At 66.7% G+C, this 17,066-nt stretch carries 17 protein-coding genes and 3 pseudogenes; 11 read left to right on the forward strand and 9 right to left on the reverse strand.

Features of this window, described 5'->3' with window-relative positions:
* Position 1 precedes the first annotated feature (1 nt).
* From nuoH to SYNGFB01_RS14810, 7 genes are all read left to right on the forward strand, one after another.
* Entirely contained in the window at positions 2–1,132 is a 1,131-nt protein-coding gene (gene nuoH / locus SYNGFB01_RS04020) for an NADH-quinone oxidoreductase subunit NuoH (RefSeq protein WP_048017032.1), read from the forward strand.
* 78 nt (positions 1,133–1,210) lie between these two features.
* Positions 1,211–1,840, forward strand: a complete 630-nt coding sequence (gene ndhI / locus SYNGFB01_RS04025) for an NAD(P)H-quinone oxidoreductase subunit I (RefSeq protein ID WP_048017033.1) — start codon at positions 1,211–1,213, stop codon at positions 1,838–1,840.
* Positions 1,841–1,842: 2 nt separating this feature from the next.
* Positions 1,843–2,439, forward strand: coding sequence for an NADH-quinone oxidoreductase subunit J (locus tag SYNGFB01_RS04030; RefSeq protein WP_048017034.1), 597 nt, complete (start codon positions 1,843–1,845; stop codon positions 2,437–2,439).
* Complete coding sequence (nuoK, locus tag SYNGFB01_RS04035; RefSeq protein ID WP_048017035.1) at positions 2,440–2,769, forward strand: NADH-quinone oxidoreductase subunit NuoK; 330 nt, start codon at positions 2,440–2,442, stop codon at positions 2,767–2,769. It abuts the gene before it with no gap.
* 9 nt (positions 2,770–2,778) lie between these two features.
* On the forward strand, positions 2,779–3,702 hold the full coding sequence (locus SYNGFB01_RS04040; protein WP_048017036.1) for an NAD(+) kinase: 924 nt from the start codon (positions 2,779–2,781) through the stop codon (positions 3,700–3,702).
* A gap of 23 nt (positions 3,703–3,725) precedes the next feature.
* Positions 3,726–4,274 carry a CYTH domain-containing protein gene (locus SYNGFB01_RS04045; protein WP_048017037.1) on the forward strand — a complete coding sequence of 183 codons (549 nt, stop codon included), beginning with the start codon at positions 3,726–3,728 and terminating at the stop codon, positions 4,272–4,274.
* A gap of 23 nt (positions 4,275–4,297) precedes the next feature.
* The gene (locus tag SYNGFB01_RS14810) at positions 4,298–4,507 is read left to right on the forward strand and encodes a hypothetical protein (RefSeq protein ID WP_152669514.1); all 210 of its coding nucleotides are present in this window, start codon (positions 4,298–4,300) and stop codon (positions 4,505–4,507) included.
* Here the strand turns inward: SYNGFB01_RS14810 and SYNGFB01_RS13005 are convergent.
* Positions 4,455–4,788 (reverse strand): annotated as a pseudogene (locus tag SYNGFB01_RS13005) (LuxR C-terminal-related transcriptional regulator). The gene SYNGFB01_RS14810 and the pseudogene SYNGFB01_RS13005 sit on opposite strands and share 53 nt — an antisense overlap.
* Before the next feature lie 74 nt (positions 4,789–4,862).
* On the opposite strand from SYNGFB01_RS13005, the gene SYNGFB01_RS04055 reads away from it, so the two are divergent.
* On the forward strand, positions 4,863–5,798 hold the full coding sequence (locus SYNGFB01_RS04055) for a methylenetetrahydrofolate reductase (RefSeq protein WP_048017039.1): 936 nt from the start codon (positions 4,863–4,865) through the stop codon (positions 5,796–5,798).
* Here the strand turns inward: SYNGFB01_RS04055 and SYNGFB01_RS04060 are convergent.
* The 6 genes and pseudogenes from SYNGFB01_RS04060 to SYNGFB01_RS04085 form a co-directional block, all read right to left on the reverse strand.
* The gene (locus tag SYNGFB01_RS04060; protein WP_048017040.1) at positions 5,782–6,963 is read right to left on the reverse strand and encodes an NDP-sugar synthase; all 1,182 of its coding nucleotides are present in this window, start codon (positions 6,961–6,963) and stop codon (positions 5,782–5,784) included. The two genes, SYNGFB01_RS04055 and SYNGFB01_RS04060, sit on opposite strands and share 17 nt — an antisense overlap.
* 46 nt (positions 6,964–7,009) lie before the next feature.
* Positions 7,010–7,888, reverse strand: coding sequence for a segregation/condensation protein A (locus tag SYNGFB01_RS04065; protein ID WP_048017041.1), 879 nt, complete (start codon positions 7,886–7,888; stop codon positions 7,010–7,012).
* Positions 7,889–7,967: 79 nt separating this feature from the next.
* Positions 7,968–8,360, reverse strand: coding sequence for a LapA family protein (locus SYNGFB01_RS04070; protein WP_048017042.1), 393 nt, complete (start codon positions 8,358–8,360; stop codon positions 7,968–7,970).
* Positions 8,361–8,438: 78 nt separating this feature from the next.
* Positions 8,439–10,016, reverse strand: coding sequence for an NAD(P)H-quinone oxidoreductase subunit 4 (locus tag SYNGFB01_RS04075; protein WP_048017043.1), 1,578 nt, complete (start codon positions 10,014–10,016; stop codon positions 8,439–8,441).
* A gap of 165 nt (positions 10,017–10,181) precedes the next feature.
* Positions 10,182–12,191 carry an NAD(P)H-quinone oxidoreductase subunit 5 gene (locus SYNGFB01_RS04080; protein WP_048017044.1) on the reverse strand — a complete coding sequence of 670 codons (2,010 nt, stop codon included), beginning with the start codon at positions 12,189–12,191 and terminating at the stop codon, positions 10,182–10,184.
* A 101-nt stretch (positions 12,192–12,292) separates the two neighbouring features.
* A pseudogene (locus tag SYNGFB01_RS04085) lies at positions 12,293–12,993 on the reverse strand (NnrU family protein).
* A gap of 139 nt (positions 12,994–13,132) precedes the next feature.
* Between SYNGFB01_RS04085 and SYNGFB01_RS04090 the strand changes: the two are divergent.
* Entirely contained in the window at positions 13,133–14,152 is a 1,020-nt protein-coding gene (locus SYNGFB01_RS04090; protein ID WP_048017045.1) for a LysR family transcriptional regulator, read from the forward strand.
* 15 nt (positions 14,153–14,167) lie between these two features.
* Here SYNGFB01_RS04090 and SYNGFB01_RS04095 read toward each other — a convergent pair whose 3' ends face one another.
* Both SYNGFB01_RS04095 and SYNGFB01_RS04100 read right to left on the reverse strand, forming a co-directional pair.
* The gene (locus tag SYNGFB01_RS04095; protein ID WP_072061554.1) at positions 14,168–14,842 is read right to left on the reverse strand and encodes a DUF3172 domain-containing protein; all 675 of its coding nucleotides are present in this window, start codon (positions 14,840–14,842) and stop codon (positions 14,168–14,170) included.
* Entirely contained in the window at positions 14,839–15,186 is a 348-nt protein-coding gene (locus tag SYNGFB01_RS04100) for an NAD(P)H-quinone oxidoreductase subunit M (protein ID WP_048017046.1), read from the reverse strand. Before SYNGFB01_RS04100 ends, SYNGFB01_RS04095 begins: the two co-directional genes overlap by 4 nt.
* Positions 15,187–15,289: 103 nt before the next feature.
* On the opposite strand from SYNGFB01_RS04100, the pseudogene pds reads away from it, so the two are divergent.
* Positions 15,290–16,677 (forward strand): annotated as a pseudogene (pds, locus tag SYNGFB01_RS04105) (15-cis-phytoene desaturase).
* A partial coding sequence (locus tag SYNGFB01_RS04110; protein WP_048017050.1) for a squalene/phytoene synthase family protein occupies positions 16,677–17,066 on the forward strand: 390 nt, incomplete at its 3' end. The pseudogene pds and the gene SYNGFB01_RS04110, both read left to right, overlap by 1 nt.

The following is a 17,066-nucleotide window of genomic DNA, read 5'->3' on the forward strand; positions in this document are numbered from 1 at the left end:
CATGCCGATCGACACGGCGTCCGGACTGGATCTCCAGGCCGGCTTCGAGTCTGCCCTGGAGGGTCTGGGCCTGAGCCAAGGGGCGGCCCACCTCCTCTGGCTGCCCCTGCCGATGCTGCTGGTGCTGGTGGCCGCGGTGGTGGGGGTGCTGGTGAACGTGTGGCTGGAGCGCAAGATCTCCGCCGCCGTGCAGCAGCGCATCGGCCCGGAATACGCCGGCGNCCTGGGCATCCTTCAGCCGATGGCCGATGGTCTCAAGCTCCTCTTCAAGGAGGACATCATCCCGGCCCGTGCCGATGGCCTGCTGTTCACCCTGGGGCCGGTGCTGGTGCTGATCCCGGTGATCCTCAGCTGGCTCGTGGTGCCCTTCGGACAGCACCTCCTGATCAGCAACGTGGGCGTGGGGATCTTCCTGTGGATCTCACTCAGCAGCATCCAGCCGATCGGGCTGCTGATGAGTGGCTACGCCTCCAACAACAAGTATTCCCTCCTGGGCGGCCTGCGGGCCGCGGCCCAGTCGATCAGCTACGAAATCCCCCTGGCTCTGGCGGTGCTGGCGGTGGTGATGATGAGCAACTCGCTCAGCACCGTGGCGATCGTGGATCAGCAGACCGGTGCCGGCATCCTCAGCTGGAACATCTGGCGGCAGNCAGTCGGCTTCCTGATCTTCTGGATCTGTGCCCTGGCCGAGTGCGAGCGCCTGCCGTTCGACCTGCCGGAGGCCGAGGAGGAACTGGTCGCCGGCTATCAGACCGAGTACGCCGGCATGAAGTTCGCGCTCTTCTACCTGGGCAGCTACATCAACCTGGTGCTCTCGGCACTGCTGGTGTCGGTGCTGTACCTGGGTGGCTNGGGCTTNCCCCTGCCGGTGGAGTGGCTCGCCGGCTGGCTGGGCCAGCCGGTGGATGCACCGCTGGTGCAGGTGATCACGGCCTCGGTGGGGATCGTGATGACCGTGCTCAAGGCCTACCTGCTGGTCTTCCTGGCAATCCTGCTGCGCTGGACCACCCCCAGGGTGCGGATCGACCAGCTGCTCGACCTGGGCTGGAAATTCCTGCTCCCCATCGCCCTGGTCAACCTGCTGGTGACCGCCGGCCTCAAGCTGGCCTTCCCGGCGGTGTTCGGAGGCTGATCCCGGCTCCGCCTCCCCAGCCCGCTCCACGACCGGCCATCATTGGACCGGCCTGAATCCCTTCCGCAACCTCCGCGCATGTTCGGGTTTCTCAAGAAAGTCGGCGACTACACCCGCGATGCGGTGGGTGCGGCCCAGTACATGACCCAGGGTCTGGCGGTGACCTTCGATCACCTGCGCCGCCGCCCGATCACGGTGCAGTACCCCTACGAGAAGCTCATCCCCTCGGAGCGCTACCGCGGCCGTATCCACTACGAGTTCGACAAGTGCATCGCCTGCGAGGTGTGCGTGCGCGTCTGCCCGATCAACCTGCCGGTGGTCGACTGGGTGATGAACAAGGCCACCAAGAAGAAGGAACTGCGGAACTACTCGATCGATTTCGGGGTCTGCATCTTCTGCGGCAACTGCGTGGAGTACTGCCCCACCAACTGCCTCTCGATGACCGAGGAATACGAGCTGGCGGCCTTCGATCGCCACAGCCTCAACTACGACAACGTGGCCCTCGGCCGTCTACCCACCAGCGTGACCAGCGATCCCGCAGTGATCGCTCTGCGGGAACTTGCCTATCTGCCCAAGGGTGAGATGGATCCCCATGGGGTGCCGGACACGGCCCCGCGCGCCGGCAGACTGCCCGAGCAGGTTCTCGAGACCCTGCCCAATAGCGAGCCGGCTGCCAGCTCTGGCGCTGTAACCGAGGAGAAGGCCTGATGATGACGATCGCTTCCACCACCCAGCTGATCTGTTTCGCCGTGCTCGCCGGCGGTGTGGCCATCGGCTCACTCGGTGTCGTGCTTCTGCCCAACATCGTGTACTCCGCCTTTCTGCTCGGCGGTGTTTTCCTCTCGGTTGCGGGCATCTATCTGCTGCTCAATGCCAGCTTCGTGGCCGCCGCCCAGGTGCTCGTCTACGTGGGTGCGGTGAACGTGCTGATCCTGTTCGCGATCATGCTCGTGAACAAGAAGGAGGCGATGGCCGCGATTCCCGGCCTTGGGTTGAGGCGCCTGGTCTCCGGCCTTGTGTGCGGGGGGCTTCTCGTGCTCCTGGTGCGCGTGGCCCTCACCACCCCCTGGGCCCTGCCGGGGCCGGTGCCGGTGGGGGAGGAGGCCACCATCCGCCTGGGTGAGCACCTCTTCTCCGACTATCTCCTCCCCTTCGAGCTCGCCTCCGTGCTGCTGCTGATGGCGATGATCGGCGCGATCGTTCTCGCCCGCCGCGATGTCTTCAGCAGTGACGTGATCACCGGCGAACCCGCCGACCAGGGCCTGATCGAGAAGGCCCGCACCCCCCTGCTCCTGGAAAAGCCCTAGATGGACCCCACCTCTGTCTCCATCGTTCCCCTTCAGGCCTTTCTGCTCCTGGCCGCGCTCCTGTTCTGCACCGGCGTCTGGGGCCTGATCAACAGCCGTAACGCGGTGCGGGTGCTGATGAGCATCGAGCTGATGCTCAATGCCGTGAACATCAACCTGATGGCTTTCTCCAGCTACCTCGATGGCCAGCTCATCCGCGGACAGGTGTTCACGATCTTCGTGATCACGGTGGCTGCGGCCGAGGCTGCCGTTGGNCTGGCGATCCTGCTGTCGCTCTACCGCAACCGTGAGACCGTGGACATGGAGCGCTTCAACCTGCTGCGCTGGTAGCCATCCACCATGCGCCTGGAGCGGATCTGGCTGATCGTACGCTCCGGCAGCCCGGCGGCTGAGCGCATGGCCCGCCGCTGCATCGCCGATCTGGCGGCGCGGGGAACGGCGGTCGTGGCGGCCCAGAGCGGGCTCACCAGCAATCCCTATCCCGGCCTGCTCGCCAGCGAAACCGCTCTCCCCGATCTGGCGATCGTGCTCGGCGGGGATGGCACGGTTCTCGGAGCCGCGCGCCATCTCTCCCCGCTCGGGGTGCCCATCCTCAGTTTCAACATCGGCGGTCGCCTGGGTTTTCTCACCCACGATCCCGCCCTGCTGCGGCTCAGCGGCGAGACCGATGATCTCTGGCAGCGGCTCAGCGACGATCGCTTCGCGCTGGAGCAGCGGATGATGCTGCAAGCCCGTCTGGAGCGGGGCGATGGGGTGCCCGAACCGGACCCCCAGCCCCACCTGGCGCTCAACGACATCTATTTCCGGCCCGCCCTCGATGAGCTCGGCTCCACCTGTGTGCTGGAACTGGACATCGATGGCGAGGTGGTGGATCAGTTCCGCGGCGATGGTCTGATCATCGCCACCCCCACCGGCTCCACCGGCTATGCCATGGCCGCCGGTGGACCGATCCTGCATCCCGGCATCGAAGCCATCGTGGTGGCACCGATCTGTCCGATGTCCCTCTCCAGTCGGCCGCTGGTCGTGCCGCCGCGGGCCCGGCTGACTGTCTGGCCGCTGGGGGAATCGAGCCGGCGTGTGCGGCTCTGGAACGATGGCGCGGCGGCTACCGAACTCGAGCCCGGCGATCGGGCGGTGGTGGAGCGCAGCAGCCACCCGGCCCTGCAGGTGCTGCTGGAGCAGAGTCCCTCCTACTACCGCACGCTCACCCACAAGCTCCACTGGGCCGGCAGTCTCACCGCCGCCGAACCATCCCAGAATTGAGGCCTGCCCGGGCTCGCGGCGCCATGGCTCTGGAGATCGAGCGACGCTTCCTGGTCAGCGGTGATCGCTGGCGCCAGCACGTGATCTGGACCGCCCGCCTGCAGCAGGGCTACCTGGCCGTCGCTGCCGATGGCCTCACGGTGCGGGTGCGTCGGGCGGGGGACCAGGCCTGGCTCACGATCAAGGCTCGCGCTGCTCTCGATGACGCCTCCACCAGGAACCTCGACTGGGTGCGCCAGGAATTCGAGTACCCGATCCCCACAGCCGATGCCGAACAGCTCCTGGCCCTGGCGCCGCAGCAGCTCAGCAAGTGGCGCCATGGTCTTGATCTGCCGGGGGGTGAGTGGGTGCTCGACGTGTTCGAGGGGGCCAACGCTNCCCTGGTGGTGGCGGAGGTGGAGCTGCTCGATCCCGATCAGCCCCTGCAGCCGCCGGCCTGGTGCGTGCTGGATGTCACCGGTCGCCACGAGCTCAGCAATGCCGCGCTGGCTGCCACACCGCTGGCCAGCTGGCCGGAGCGACAGCGCCAGGACCTGCTGGGGGCCTGCGCCGTCGACGACAACCTAGAGTGATCCCGAAGAAATCCTGAAGAAGCGTGGTGACCGGTCTCTACGACGGCGAAGGGGTGCTGCGGTTCTACGGTCGGGATCGGGACGACTGCCTCGCCTATGCGGAACTGTTCGGCCTTGATCCCAGCCGCTACAGCCTGTTCTCCCTGTTCGGCGAGCCGGAGTGGGTGGCTGGTGATGGCTTCAGTGCGGCCGCTCCGGAGATTGCTGGCCTGGGACGACCGCGCAGCAGTTGAAGCCATCACGCAGATCTTGCCGTGATCCATCGCCCAGTTGAGCAGGGCGACGCGGTTCTTGGCCCCCGTCTTGATGAACACGTTGCTGACGTGGTTGTCGACGGTGCGCTTGCTGATCGTGAGTGTCTGGGCGATCTCCTGGTTGGTCAGCCCTGGGCCACCAGTTCGATGATCTCTAGTTCACGCTCCGAGAGGTCCCTCTCCTGAAGAGAACGCTGTGACGTGCCGGATGCCGCCGCCTGGCGCTCTGGCGACCTCTGGTCGGCTGGTTGGTCCCGCATCCGCCGGCGCCCTGGCATGGTCTCACTCTAGGCATGCCCGTGGCGGATGATGGCTGGGCCATGCACCTCTGGGCTTGCTGCTGCAACGGGCTCTCACTTCCGGACAGGTGGCGATCACGGCCGAGGTGACCCCGCCCCGGGGCGGCGACCCCAGCCGAACCCTTGCCGCCGCCGAGGCTCTGCGCGGCTGGGTGCATGCCGTGAACGTGACCGATGGCAGCCGGGCGGTGATGCGCATGAGCAGCCTGGCGGTGTGCCGGCTGCTGCTGGACCGCGGCATCGAGCCGGTGCTGCAGCTCGCCTGCCGTGACCGCAACCGCATTGCCCTGCAGGCCGAGCTGCTCGGTGCCCACGCCCTCGGGCTGCGCAACGTGCTCTGCCTGACAGGGGATCCTGTGCGGGCCGGTGACCAGCCCGATGCAAGGCCGGTGAACGAGCTCGAATCGGTGCGGCTGCTGCAGCTGGTGGGCCAGCTCAATGCCGGCCGCGATCCTGTGGACGGCATGCTGCCCGATGGCCCCACGGTCCTGTTTCCCGGCGCAGCGGCAGATCCCCAGTCGGCCAGCTGGAGCGGCCTGAAGCAGCGCACCCGCCGCAAGCACGAGGCGGGGGCCCGTTTCTTGCAGACCCAGATGGTCATGGATCCCGAGGCTCTGCGGCGCTTCGTCGGCGAGATCGCCGCGCCACTGGACCTGCCGGTCCTGGCGGGGGTGTTTCTGCTCAAGTCGGCCCGCAACGCGGCCTTCATCAACCGGGTGGTGCCCGGGGCAGCCATTCCCCAGGTGGTGATCGACCGGCTGGCGGCAGCATCGGATCCAGCCGCTGAGGGCATCGCCATCGCCGCCGACCAGGTCGCCCGTTACCTGGACATCGCCCAGGGCGTGCACCTGATGGCCGTCAAGGCCGAGGAGCGGATTCCCCTGATCCTGGAGCGGGCCGGCCTTGGGCCCCTGGCGTCGCCCATCCAGGAAGCGAGCTCCAGGACCGCCGCGATCAGCTCGCCTGGCTGACTGCCAGATCGGTGCCGAGCAGCTCGGCCAGAGCCTTCTGCTGAGGTGAGGGGGCGACCACATCCTGGCGGCGCACGTCGGTGATCAGCCAGTCGAGTGCCGCTTCCTGCAGATCGAAGTGATCGCCGTTGCGGTCCACGCAGTAGCGACCGAACACCAGCTTCTCCACCAGACGCACCCCGGGGCCGATGCGCGAGTAGTCGAAGATGATCGAATTGTCGATCGTGGNCCCCTCGCAGATGTGACAGCTCGGGCCGATCATGGCGGGGCCGATGATCGTGGCGCCATCCTCGATCCGGGTCATGCCGCCCACGTAGATCGGTCCCTGAACCTTGATTCGGTCCCAGTTGGCGGCCACGTTGAGACCGGTGTGGATGCCCGGCCGCACCTCCTTGCCCGGGATCTGAACCTGGCGCACATGCCCCTGCAGCACGCTGCGGATGGCCTGCCAGTAATCGGGCACCTTGCCGATGTCCACCCACTCGAATTCCATCGGCAGGGCGTAGAAGGGGGCTCCGGCCGCCACCAGACGGGGGAACAGATCGGAGCCGATATCGAAGGGCACGCCACTGGGCACATAGTCGAGCACTTCGGGCTCGAAGATGTAGATGCCCGTGTTGATCATGTCGCTGGCGGCCTGCTCCAGCTCCGGCTTCTCCTGGAAGGAGCGGACCCGGCCATCCGCGTCGGTCACCACCACGCCGTAGCTGCTCACCTGATCGCGCGGCACGCGCTTGGTGATCAGGCTGGCCAGGGCTCCCTTCTCGCGATGCCGGCGCACGGCCTCGGTGAGGTCGAGGTCGATCANGGCATCGCCGCAGAGCACCACGAAGGTGTCGTCGAAGAAGGGCTGGAAATTCTGGATCTTCTTGATCCCTCCGGCTGATCCGAGTGCGTCGCCGACCAGCTCGCCGTCTTCGACTCGCCCTTCGAAGCTGTAGGCGATCTGCACCCCGAAGCGCTGACCGTCGCGGAAGTAGTTCTCGATCTCCTCAGCAAGGTGGGAGACGTTGACCATGATCTCGTTGAAACCGTGCTCCCGCAGCAGCTCAAGCAGAAACTCCATCACCGGTTTCTGCAGGATCGGGATCATCGGCTTGGGAATCGTGTGCGTGATCGGTCTCACGCGGGTTCCCTTGCCGGCCGCAAGGATCATCGCCTTCATCGGCGTGTGCTCTCTTCGGTCGGATGACTCACTGTAAAGGCACTCTTCAGGCGGCCAGGGTCGTGAAGGCCGGCCCAGGCTCTGGCACCAGAGGCAGTTGCACGCTCTCGCCGGAGTCCAGCAGGCGCCGCAGCCGCAGCGGGCCGTAGAGCCCTCCCTGCTGCTCCAGGCTCAGCTTGCCCTGGTGGCTGAGAAACAGCAGGGCCCAGAACACCCCAACCCGATCCCGGTCGAGCTGCTCGCCGGCGCCATCGCGATCGACCCGCTCCCCCCAGGCCTGCACGAGTTCCTCGAACGCCACCCAGTGCAGGGCGGCCGGCCAATCCAGCAGGAAGCGGCTGAGGGCGGCGGTAGTCTCCGGCAGTTTCTCGCGGTGGGCGAGGGCTGCCACCTGGGCGATCGCGGCCCGCTCGCTGTAGCGCTTCGGCCGTTGCCGCTGGCGGGTCCGCAGATCCTCCGATTCGATCCGTTCGGCGATGTCCTCCAGCTGGCGGATCAGCTCGCCAAGGGTCACTGGGCGCTGCAGCGGCGGCGGCGCCACGGGACGACGCCAGAGGTGCCGCTCCGGTCGGCTCGGCAGTGCCACGCCGGCTGGCATCAGCCAGCCCTGGCCCTCGTCATCGAAGTCGTAGGCCATGCCCTCCTCGAGGGCAGGGGCTGGCGGGAAGGTGGTGACCTCCAGCAGCTCGGCCTTCAACGCCACCAGGACCGACGCGGCGAGGAAGGCCTCACTGGTTTCGGCCAGGTCCTGCTCATAGCTTCCCCCTACCGATCGGATCAGCCGCGGCACCTCGATGCGCTGGCGCAGCTGATCGAGAAAGCCGTCGACCACAGCGATCACATCCACGTCCCAGGGGTCGAGCTCCCCCCGTTCGGCCGCATCCTGCAGCAGCCGGATGGCCAGCCTGGCGCCCGCTTCAGCCAAGACGGAGGGCCGGCTCCCTGCGCAGGTACGCCATCACGCTACCCGTCCTGGCGATGCACGGCCAGCCTGCTCAGCCGGGTCAGCCGACCGCCACCGACACATCGCCGCTGCTGGTCTCGCCGCTGTGCTGGGCCGAGCTCTGGCCGGCCGCCGGCAGCAGACCCAGCTGGGCATCCACGGTGGCCCGGTAGCGCTGCAGGTCGTTCTCCAGTTCCTGGATCCGCACCTGCTGAGCCTCGATCTCGGTCTGGTTCTGCAGGGCTTCCACCTTGCGCACCACCCCGGTCCAAACGGCAAACACCCAGGCGGCGATGGCCCCCACGCCTCCCACCACCAGCAGCATGGCGGCCAGGGGCAGGGTGGCCTGCAGTCCGGGCAGGAAATGCACGGTGGTGGGTGCGGTGTTCTCCAGGGTGAACATCACCATGGCCAGCCCGAAGCTGAAGATCAGCAGGAAGTTGATCTGTTTCATCGTGTGGAAAGGCCGAAGGGCGGCGGCTCTGGCACAGGAGGGTAAGCGGAGTGGCGGTGTGATGGCGCACCGCCTGGCTCAGGAGACGAGCGGCGGGGCCACCAGCAGCGGCTGCCGGATCAGCGCGGCGGCGGTGGGACGATTGAGACCCTGCAGGGCCACCAGGTCGCGCTGGACGAGGGTCTCGATCGAGGCGCGGTAGGTGTCGGTCATGATCCTGGGGTAGAGGCCGATGCCGATGATCGGCACCAGCAGGCAGCTGATCACATAGATCTCGCGCGGCTCAGCGTCCACCAGGTGGGTGTGTGCGGCGAGTTCCACGTTTTCCTTGCCGAAGAAGATCTCCCGCAGCATCGAGAGCAGGTAGATCGGCGTGAGGATCACCCCCACCGCCGCCAGCACCGCGATCACCACCCGGAAACTGAGGCTGTAGGCCTCGCTGGTGGCGAAACCCACGAACACCATCAGCTCGCTCACGAAGCCGCTCATGCCCGGCAGGGCCAGCGATGCCAGCGAACAGACCGTCCAGAGGGCGAACATCTTGCGCATCTTCTGGCCCACACCACCCATCTCATCGAGCTGCAGGGTGTGGGTGCGGTCGTAGGTGGCACCCACCAGGAAGAACAGGCTCGCGCCGATCAGCCCGTGGCTGATCATCTGCAGCATCGCCCCGCTGGTGCCGAGCGCACTGAAGCTGCCGATGCCGATCAGAACGAAGCCCATGTGGCTGATCGAGCTGTAGGCGATCTTGCGCTTGAGGTTGCGCTGGGCGAAGGAGGTGAGGGCGGCGTAGATGATGTTCACCACCCCCAGCACCACGAGCAGGGGAGCGAACTGGGCGTGGGCAGCCGGCAGCAGCTGGGCGTTGAAGCGCAGCAGGGCATAGCCGCCCATCTTCAGCAGGATGCCGGCCAGCAGCATGTGCACGGGGGCCGTGGCCTCGCCGTGGGCGTCGGGGAGCCAGGTGTGCAGCGGCACGATCGGCAGCTTCACGCCGAAGGCGATCAGCAGACCGGCGTAGCAGAGGATCTGGAACTTCACGGGGAAGTCCTTCGCCATCAGGGCGCTGTACTCGAAGCTGGTGCTGCCTCCGTAGAAGGCCATCGCCAGGCCCACGATCAGGATGAACAGCGAGCTGCCGGCGGTGTAGAGGATGAACTTGGTGGCGGCGTACTGGCGCTTCTTGNNCCCCCAGATCGCCAGCAGCAGGTAGACGGGGATCAGCTCCAGCTCCCAGGCCAGGAAGAACAGCAGCATGTCCTGCACGGCGAACACGGCGATCTGACCGCCGTCCATGGCCAGCAGCAGGAAGTAGAAGAGTTTCGGCTTGAAGCTCACCGGCCAGGCGGCCAGGGCCGCCAGGGCTGTGATGAAGCTGGTGAGCAGGATCAGCGGCATCGAGAGACCATCGGCTCCCACCGACCAGGCCAGGCCGAGGCTGGGCAGCCACTCGACCCGCTCCACCAGCTGCAGCCCCTCCACGGCAGGGTCGTAGCCGTTGAGGTAGCCCCCCACCGTGAGCAGGAAGGTGATCAGGGCGATTCCCAGGGCATACCAGCGCACCTGCCGGCCGTCGCCCTGATCGGGCACGAAGGGGATCAGCAGGGCCGCCGCGATCGGAAACAGAATCGAGGCGCTCAGCCACGGAAAGGCCACGGAGGAGAGAGGCTCAGCGTTGAGCGGAGTGTAGAAATACCGATCAGGCCAGCTCGATGCTGGTGGCGGTAGCCACACAGTTCGTCGTCGCCGGCCCGGAGGGGCTGGCCCTCAGGCGGATGGGCGGGTCTGGGGAGCTTGGGGCGATTGAGGCGCCCGAGCCGCTCAGCCCAGCGAGCCGAACAGCACCACCAGGGCGATCACGCCGCCGAACACGATCAGGGCGTAGAACTGGGCCCGCCCGGTTTCGAAGTACTTGAGGCCTTCACCGCTGCCGAGAGTGAGCAGGCCGGTGAGGTTGACCACGCCGTCGACCACCTTGGAATCCACATCCAGCACCGACTTGGCCAGCTTGCGGCTGCCCTGCACGAAGAGCCTGTCGTTGATGGCATCGAGATACCACTTGTTGGCCAGGAAGGCGTTGATGGCCGGATAGCGGTTGGCGAACAGGGCCGCGAGATCGAGCTTGTGGAGGGCGTAGGCCAGGACCGCCACGGTGATGCCGGCCACGGAGATCGCCACCGAGGCCCCGGCCAGAGGGAGGAATTCGCTCCAGTTGAAGTGTTCGGCCATCTCGGCTGCCTCGTGGGGATCGAGCAGGGCGGCGAAACGGCTGTTCCANGGGGTGCCGAGCAGGCCGATCAGCACTGAGGGCACGGCGAGAATCGCCAGGGGCAGGGCCATCTGCCAGGCCGATTCGTGGGGGTGGTCGGCAAGGTGGCCATGACGATCCTCGTGGTCGCCGCCCGCCTTGCCCGCAGCGGCCAGGAGCTGGGACGCGATCGCCTTGTCGTTGCCTCGGAATGTGCCCTCGAAGGTGAGGAAGTAGAGCCGGAACATGTAGAAGGCGGTCATGCCGGCGGTGATGAATCCCATCGCCCAGAGCAGGGGATAGGTATTGAAGGCCTGGCCGAGGATCTCGTCCTTGCTCCAGAAGCCGGCCAGCGGAGGGATGCCGGCGATGGCCACGCAGCCGATCAGGAACGTGGTGCTGGTCACGGGCATCCAGCGCCGCAGGCCGCCCATCAGACGCATGTCCTGGGCGAGCACCGGCTCATGGCCCACCACCTCCTCCATGGCGTGGATGACCGACCCGGAGCCGAGAAAGAGCATCGCCTTGAAGAAGGCGTGGGTCACCAGATGGAACATGCCGGCCACCGGGGCGCCGCAGCCCATCGCAAGCATCATGTAGCCCAGCTGGCTCACGGTGCTGTAGGCCAGGCCCTTCTTGAGATCCTGCTGGGTGAGGGCGATCGAGGCGCCCAGAAAGAGGGTGATCGTGCCGATCACGGCGATCGTGAGCTGCACAGCCGGGAAGGGCTCATACACCGGCTGCAGCCGTGCCACCAGGAACACGCCCGCGGCGACCATGGTGGCGGCATGGATCAGGGCTGAGATCGGCGTGGGGCCCTCCATGGCATCGGGCAGCCACACGTGAAGCGGGAACTGCGCCGACTTGGCCATGGGCCCCATGAACACCAGCAGGCAGAGCAGCACGGCGATGCCGTTGCTGAGGCTTCCCCCGGCCACCGCCTGCTGCAGGCCGGCGCCGATCTCCTCGAAGCCGAAACTGCCCGTGGCCCAGAACAGGCCGAGAATGCCCAGCAGCAGGCCGAAGTCGCCCACCCGGTTGGTCACGAAGGCTTTCTGGGCCGCGTTGGCGGCGCCGTCGCGGTCATACCAGAAGCCCACCAGCAGGTAGGAGCACATGCCCACCAGCTCCCAGAACACATAGATCTCCAGGAGGTTGGGGCTGATCACCAGGCCCAGCATCGAGCTGCTGAACAGGGCCAGGTAGGTGAAGAAGCGCACATAGCCCTTGTCGTGGGCCATGTAGCCGTCGGAATAGACCATCACCAGCAGCGCGATGGTGGTGACCAGGGCCAGCATCACCGCCGCCAGGGCATCGACGCGGAAGCCCATCTGCAGATTGAACGTGCCCGCGCTGGCCCAGTTGAACAGCACTTCGGTGGTCCCGGCTCCAGCGAGCTGCTGAGCCAGGATCACGTAGCTGAGCACCGCCGCGGCGCCCACGCAGCTGATCAGCAGCCAGGCGACGGGCTTGCGCAGACGGTTGATCGTGCGGTTGAAGCTGATCAGCCCGAGACCCACCAGGCAGGCCCCGGCCAGGGGCAGCACCGGGATCAACCAGGCGAGGTCGGCGGCTGCGGGCATCCGGCTGGGCTCCGTGGGGGCGGGCTGGCAGCGAGTGTAGGCANGCGCTGCCCGGGNCCCATGCGCCCTGTGGTTGATTGCTGTTGAGGAGCCTGGCGCGCTCAGCCGAGCCAGTGGGCCAGGGCGGTTCGGGAGAAGGCGGTGGNCCCCAGGCCGATGAAGCGGTGGGCCCACCAGAACAGGCCGATGGCGATGGCGATGCCCAGCTGGGCCGGCCGCAGGAACTCGCTGAGCACCAGCTGCTGGCGACCGTCCAGCACGGCACGGAAGGGAATCACCGAGGTGCCGGCCCTGAGCTCCTCAAAGGCGGGGCCGAAGCGGCTGCGCAGCGCCGGTCTCCGTTCCAGACCGCGAAGAGGTGGTGAGCGATCAGGCCGACACAGGTGGCCACCATGAAGCTGCTGCCGATCCAGAGCAGATGGGTACCGCACCAGAGGATCTGCCCCACCGCCTGGGGGTGGCGGCTGATGCGGATGATCCCGGTGGCGTAGAGGCGCACCTGGGGTTTGAGCACGGCCGGGATCTCCAGCAGGTTGTAGGTGGCCGGATACAGAAACAGGAAGCTGATCGCCGTGCCGCCCCACACCAGTGGCACGATCCATGGCTGCTCCTGCAGGTTCCAGAGGCGGATGNCGTCGTAGCGATGGGCCAGGAAGTAGCCGATCACGACCACGGCCGACGGGATGCTGACGGCCGCGAACAGCAGCCGCCAGGCCCGTTCGCCGATCCGTGCCGNCCCCCAGGGCCTCAGCGAAGCCCCGCCGCTGTGCAGCACGGCGAAGGCCAGCAGCAGAGCCAGCATCACCCAGCTGCTGTGGTGCAGATCGCTTGACGCCGTCACGGATGGTCTGGCTCGGGGAACGGCGATTCTCGCCAGTCGCCTGAGCGCCCGTTTGGGGCACCTAGAGTTCTGGTCCTCTGCAGAAGCGCTGCGCCCCTGCATGGCTGATCTGCCCTTCACCCTCGATCAGCTGCGCATCCTGCGGGCCATCGCCAGCGAAGGCAGCTTCAAGAAGGCCGCTGACAGCCTCTATGTGACCCAGCCGGCGGTGAGCCTGCAGATCCAGAACCTGGAGAAGCAGCTCAGCGTCTCACTCTTCGACCGGGGCGGCCGCAAGGCCCAGCTCACCGAGGCCGGCCACCTGCTGCTCAGCTACTGCGACCGGATCCTCAGCCAGTGCCAGGAGGCCTGCCGCGCCCTCGACGACCTGCACAACCTCAAGGGCGGCTCGCTGATCGTGGGCGCCAGTCAGACCACCGGCACCTACCTGATGCCGCGGATGATCGGGCTGTTCCGCCAGAAGTATCCCGATGTGGCGGTGCAGCTGCAGGTGCACAGCACGCGCCGCACCGGCTGGAGCGTGGCCAACGGCCAGGTGGATCTGGCGATCATCGGTGGGGAACTGCCCAGCGACCTCAATGAGCTGCTGCAGGTGGTGCCCTATGCGGTGGATGAGCTGGCCCTCGTGCTGCCCACGAAGCACCCCCTGGCGCGGCTGCCGGAGCTCACCAAGGAAGACCTCTACCGGCTGGGGTTCGTCTGTCTCGATGCCCAGTCCACCACCCGCAAGATGGTCGACCAGCTCCTGGCCCGCTCCGGCCTCGATGTGGCCAGGTTGAAGATCGAGATGGAGCTCAATTCCTTCGAGGCGATCAAGAACGCGGTGCAGAGCGGACTGGGTGCCGCCTTCCTGCCTGTGGTGTCGATCGAGCGGGAGCTCTCGGCAGGCAGCCTGCACCGCCCCCAGGTGGCCGATCTGATGGTGCGTCGCCAGCTCAAGCTGATCACCCACCCGGCCCGCTACTGCTCCCGCGCCGCCGATGCCTTCCGCCGCGAGGTGCTGCCGGTGTTCGCCAGCCCCGACAGCCCGCTGCGGCGACCGCTGCAGGCCGCATCCCAGCAGGGCAGCCCGCAGCAGCCGGTGGTGGACTCTGCCTCAGCCAGCGGCCCCCAGCCCTAGCCCTGCGTTGAAGGCTCAGAACTGATCGGCTTCGGGGGTCACCCCCACCGCGTCATCGGCCACCCCTCTGGTGACGAACTGATTCTCCCGGATGTCGGTCTGGTAGACGCAGCGCACGATCGGCTTGTCCTTGACCGAGCCGATGTAGGCGAAGGTGTTCATGCGCTGCTTGCACTGGCGCATCTGCTCGGCGGTGATCGCCCCCTCCTTCTGCAGCACGCTCCAGTTCTCCCGGCGGATCACACAGCCCGGCTTGAGCGCCGGCTGCGTGACGAAGCTGCTGCTCGGGTTCATCGTGGTGTAGAGCTCGATGTCCATCACGAAGGCGCTGGCGCCCCACTGCCGGCAGAACTCAGGATCGGGCACGGCCATGTCGAGCTGCTGGGAACTGGCGATGTTGCCCTGGTTGCCCTGGGTGGTGCTGGAGATCGCGGTGCCGATGCCGATGCCCACCACCAGCACGCCCGCCAGCACGGCGATCGTGCCCACGTTGAACTGAATCGGCCCACCACCCCGGGGATCCCCTCCACCGGGGTTGGCGCCAGCGCCCCTGCCGCCGCCGCGGCCACCGCCCCGTCGCGCTGCCGGGTCGTCATAGGCGTCGTAGCGGCCGGAGCGCACGCCGGGCTCGCGGTCCTCGCGGTAACGGCCGCTGCTGCGCTCGTCGTGGCGGCTGCGGGAGCGGGTCACAGATTCTCGGGTGTGCGCGGCAGGCCCATGGAGTAGTTGAGCACCCTGCAATCCGGGTTGTAGCGCAGTTCACCGGCCTGCAGGAGCTGCCGGATCGTGCCCTCCAGCTCCGAGCCGATGCGGCGCAGGTTGTACTCGCTCAGCTCGGCACCGGCGTGGGCTGCGACCAGTTCTCGAAAACGCTGCTGAACCTTCTCGAGCACCGAAGCCTCCCACAGGAATTCATTGTCGGGATCCACGTCGAGGGTGAGCTGGCTGGGGTCTGGGACCAGATCACCGCCTTCAACCCTGGCCGTGAACAGCCGCACGTGGCGGGTGGTGGACTTGAGCAGGAGGTCGGCCATGGCTCGTGGAACGGCGCCCGGAACCATGACTTTAGGAACCGGGGCCCGGTTCGAGGTGAGGGCGGCGATCCCTCTATGGTTGCGACTGGTTTTTCCGCTGGATATGCGCGTCGCCATCGCCGGTGCCGGCCTGGCCGGCCTGGCCTGTGCCAAGTACCTCTGCGACGCCGGCCATACGCCGATCGTGCTCGAGGGCCGCGACGTGCTCGGCGGCAAGGTGGCTGCCTGGCAGGACGAGGATGGCGACTGGTATGAGACCGGTCTGCACATCTTCTTCGGCGCCTACCGCAACATGCGGCAGCTCTTCGCTGAGCTCAACATCGAGGACCGGCTCCAGTGGAAGAGCCATTCGATGATCTTCAATCAGCGGGAGAACCCCGGCAGTTACAGCCGATTCGATTTCCCGGACATTCCGGCCCCCTTCAATGGTGTGGCAGCGATCCTGGGCAACAACGACATGCTCAGCTGGCCCGAGAAGATCGCCTTCGCCAAGGGGCTCATCCCGGCGATGCTGCGGGGTCAGCCCTATGTGGAGGAGTGTGATCGCTACTCCTGGACGGAATGGCTGCGTCTGCACAACATTCCAGAGCGCGTCAACGATGAGGTGTTCATCGCCATGGCCAAGGCGCTCAACTTCATCGATCCCGATGAGATCTCCAGCACTGTCGTGCTGACCGCACTCAATCGTTTCCTGCAGGAGAGTGATGGTTCGAAGATGGCCTTCCTCGATGGCAATCCCCCCCAGCGTCTCTGCCAGCCGATCGTGGATTCGATCACGGCCCGCGGCGGCGAGGTCCATCTGGATGCACCTCTGCGTGAGATCGAGCTCAACGCCGATGGCACCGTGAGCGGCTTCCGCATCGGCGGCATCAAGGGACAGGAGAGTCGCACCATCCAGGCCGACGCTACGTGAGCGCCCTGCCGGTGGATCCCCTCAAGCTTCTGCTGCCGGAGCCCTGGAAGCAGCTGCCCTACTTCCAGAAGCTGGACGGTCTCGACGGGGTGCCGGTGATCAACATCCACCTCTGGTTCGACCGCAAGCTCACCGCCATCGATCACCTGCTGTTCAGCCGGAGCCCTCTGTTGAGCGTGTATGCCGACATGAGCAACACCTGCCGTGAATATGCGGATCCCGACCGTTCGATGCTGGAGCTCGTCTTCGCTCCGGCGAAGGACTGGATCGGTCGCAGTGACGACGACATCGTGGCTGCCACGCTGGAGGAGCTCAAGCGGCTGTTCCCGCAGCACTTCACCGGTGAGGATCAGGCCCGTCTGCGCAAGGCGATCGTGGTGAAGACGCCATTGTCGGTCTACAAGACCGTGCCCGGCTGCCAGAAGCTGCGGCCCGATCAGGCCTCGCCGATCGCCAATTTCTTCCTGGCTGGTGACTACACGATGCAGCGCTATCTGGCATCGATGGAGGGTGCTGTGCTCAGCGGCAAGCTCTGCGCCCGGGCGATCGCCGAATCCCCCTTGGCGGTCGCCGCCTGATCGCGCTCGTGCCTTCGGCCCCCGCCAGTTCCGGATTGCCCAGCCTCGAGCAGGCCTATGAGTCCTGCCGGCTGGAAACAGCGCAGTGGGCCAAGACCTTCTATCTGGGCACGCTGCTCATGCCCCCGGCCAAGCGGCGGGCCATCTGGGCCATCTACGTGTGGTGTCGGCGCACCGATGAGCTGATGGACAGCCCGGAGGCCCAGGCCAGGCCGGTCAGCGAACTGGCCGCCCGTCTGGATGCCTGGGAGGAGCGCACGCGGGAGCTGTTCGCCGGCCGGGTGCGGGATGGCCTGGATCTGGTGCTGCGCGACACCCTGGCCCGGTATCCCCAGCCCATCCAGCCCTACCTCGACATGATCGAGGGCATGCGGATGGATCTGCACAAG

Source organism: Synechococcus sp. GFB01 (genome assembly GCF_001039265.1).
GTDB lineage: Bacteria > Cyanobacteriota > Cyanobacteriia > PCC-6307 > Cyanobiaceae > NIES-981.